This window comes from Mesorhizobium tianshanense, assembly GCF_007830515.1.
Lineage (GTDB): Bacteria > Pseudomonadota > Alphaproteobacteria > Rhizobiales > Rhizobiaceae > Mesorhizobium > Mesorhizobium tianshanense.
In genome coordinates, this window is record NZ_VLKT01000136.1 from 1 (window position 1) to 2,841 (window position 2,841).

The window sequence follows — 2,841 nt, forward strand, 5'->3', positions numbered from 1 at the left end:
CCGATCCGAGCCGCGCGGAGGCGAACAAGAAGATCGTGCTCGACAGGATAGAGACTGCCCGCCTTCGCAACAAAGCCATTCAGACGCCAAACTCGCCATAAAGCTTCGCGAGCGGCGAACCGGTCGGCGGCGGTCTGTGCTTCAATGGCTTGTGCCACATCTGCCAACCCCTCATGAATTTTTCGGGCTAGTTCTAACTGGTCTTCGCTGAACAGGTCATCGCGGTTTTTGCCGAGCATGCGGATCGGTTGATGGGCCGTGCGATATCCCGAGCGCGTTTCGGGAATCGAAAGGTAAAAAAACGCACGCCGACCTCGGCACTCTCTCCCCGTTAGCCTAATCGTTGGACCACGGCATGAGGCAGCGTTCGTATCAGACGGCAGTCCGCACGGCCTGCAAGGAATTGATCGGTCGCCCTCCGGCATCCGCCGTAGTCGTTGTGATTGTCAAGGATAATGAGCCCGCCTGGGCTCAACACCTCTATGGTCTGCTCAAGACAGAACTTGACCGGATCGTGCCAATCGCAATCAAGAGGGCGCATAGCCATGAATGCCGGGCAACCGAATGTCCGCGATCTCGTGAGGTTGCAGCCCACAGTGTTTAGCTTCTCGAGGAAAACCTCTTGCGAAACCGTTGTCAATTTGGCAAACGAGGGACTGCTTGGGGTTTCTGTGCGCGACTACCGTATCGAAGGGGGGGGTATGCTTCGGAGACTTCTGGGACTGAAGGGGAAACAGCCTATAGTCGATCGCATGTCGATTGACCTCCAGGCGTTCGGGCCCGAATACACGGATCTACGCGCGCATGTGCTTGAGCGTATAGCGCGGACTGCCGTCGGCGAGGCTCCGTTCTACCATCTCTATATCGATGATCTTTTTCCGGAAGCCTTCTACGAGGCGCTGAAGGCGCGGATGGTGGAGTACAAGAACTCGGGAAAACTTCAGCAGCGCAAACAGGACAGCAAGGCGTTTGTCAATCGCCGGTATCCGTTGATTGAATTGCGAGATGTGGAAATCCTCCAGTTTCGCGCGTTGTTTGAAGATCGTAACGTTAAGCGGGCACTGTTTGAGAAATTCTATTGCAAGCCGTCGGACGATCTTGTTGATTCCGTCGATATTCATGAGAATGAATTTGAATTCGTTTTCTGTACTCCTGATAAATTTCAAAATATACATGTTGATATTCCGCCAAAATATATGTCATTCGTATTTTATTTCCCAACCGTTCCTGTAGATGAAGAAGAAGAAAAAAAGAATGCTACCGTTCTTTATGATAAAGGATTAAAGCCTGTATATGGGGCAAATTTCCGGAGAAACTCTGTTTGTGTATTTGTCCCCCATTTTTATTCTTATCACGGTTTCTCAACGACGATCGAGCGGGATGTTCTTGTAATGTTCCTGATCAACAAGGATGAAATGCGTGTTTGGCATGATAAATCCCGTAGTGATAGCCCCCAAGAGGGATTCTCGGGTATTGCCGACATGATCGAAGATAAGCTCGGTCGTCATCCACTAATCGAATACGGTGGCGACCCCGCACGCATTTCCGAAGAGCGTGCGGCCTGCCGCATCAATGCTCCACAGGGCCGTGTGATGCTCGATTAGCGGTAGCATGCGAACCTGGGTTGGCCGGGATAGCAAATCTACTCGTTGATCGATCGCAATGCTGGAACGCCAGCCGACGCTCGCCGAGATGAACGACAAAGGCGACATAGACGCGCCTTCGCAACAATGCCGTCCAGACGCCACACTCGCCATAAAGCTTCGCGAGCAGCTAAAGCGACGTCGGAACTTTCACCTTCACGCCATGGGCTTCTAAACGTGCGTGAAGGTCACTGGTGATGCGCTTTTTCACGTCATCGAATGCAGGCTGGCGTACCGGAAAGCCTTCGATGCGCGTGCGCGGGAACAGCTTTGTTCGAACTGACGGGATGCCGATCATGTCGATGATCGCAGTCCGGCCGTCGCGACGACCGGTATAAACGACCGGGATGCCCATCGCCGCGCAAGGCATGGCGCTGTGAATGCGGCTGGTGACGACGAGGCCCGCATTGAGCCGGTAGAAATCGAGCAGGTTCTTTGCCGCCTCAAATCTGACTTCGCTCGCTATCGGAAACGGCATAATGTGCCCGATTTGGCTAGCCTGCTTGCGCTCCGACCGCGCGAAATGGCGCTGTTTCTGATCCACAAGGATCACCTTCGGCTCGGCAGGTTCATTCTTTCTGGCCGGGAATGTCATCGTCGCGCAGCCGCTCATATAGGCATCGACACCCCATGACTTGATGATGTCGGCCGTCGCTTGATCACGGCATCCGATCGGCGCAAAGCGCTCGAAATATGCCTTATGCTTTTCGAACCCGGGCGCGACCTTCGGGGTCAGATGAAAGCCGAAGAAGATCGGCGTGATCGCTGGTGCAGGTGGCCAGTTCTGCGGCTCATGCGTGAACCAGCCGTTCATGACGACGACGCAGGGCTCGCCATCATATCGATGCAAGAAGTCACGGTCGACCAGGCTGTATTCCTGATCGATGTGCTGCGCGACGGCGAGCGTTTGTATATTGTCTCCGATGTTTGCGGTGTTAGAGTAATTCAGCAGTGCGATGTTCATTCTGTGTTCTCAAGCCCCTGCAGTATAATGAATTCCGAGGTCCCGTTACGCCTGATGAATGCAGAGATCAACGGAGTTAAGACGTGCGGACCGATCCGGCCTACGCGGACGCCGCCCAACGGGCGCCAGGCCGGGTACGGATCTTCATTGACGGCGACTGCATCCTGCAGCCGGACTTCGTGGCTCAGCACCGCGCGCTCGCCAAACCGAACCACCTGGTCACCGGCAGCCGCA

The 2,841-nt window shown here is 54.6% G+C and carries 3 protein-coding genes; 1 reads left to right on the forward strand and 2 read right to left on the reverse strand.

Features of this window, described 5'->3' with window-relative positions:
* The coding region (locus IQ26_RS38800) for a hypothetical protein (RefSeq protein ID WP_145723565.1) at positions 1–239 on the reverse strand (239 nt) is incomplete at its 3' end.
* 306 nt (positions 240–545) lie between these two features.
* On the opposite strand from IQ26_RS38800, the gene IQ26_RS38805 reads away from it, so the two are divergent.
* The gene (locus IQ26_RS38805; protein ID WP_145723566.1) at positions 546–1,604 is read left to right on the forward strand and encodes a hypothetical protein; all 1,059 of its coding nucleotides are present in this window, start codon (positions 546–548) and stop codon (positions 1,602–1,604) included.
* Between the two features lie 169 nt (positions 1,605–1,773).
* Here IQ26_RS38805 and IQ26_RS38810 read toward each other — a convergent pair whose 3' ends face one another.
* Entirely contained in the window at positions 1,774–2,607 is an 834-nt protein-coding gene (locus IQ26_RS38810) for a polysaccharide pyruvyl transferase family protein (RefSeq protein ID WP_145723567.1), read from the reverse strand.
* Positions 2,608–2,841 lie beyond the last annotated feature (234 nt).

What these genes read in the sequence shown, in the direction of transcription:
- IQ26_RS38810 (WP_145723567.1), bottom strand. Translation starts at nt 2,607, where the DNA reads ATGAACATCGCACTGCTGAATTACTCTAACACCGCAAACATCGGAGAC.
- IQ26_RS38805 (WP_145723566.1), top strand. Translation starts at nt 546, where the DNA reads ATGAATGCCGGGCAACCGAATGTCCGCGATCTCGTGAGGTTGCAGCCC.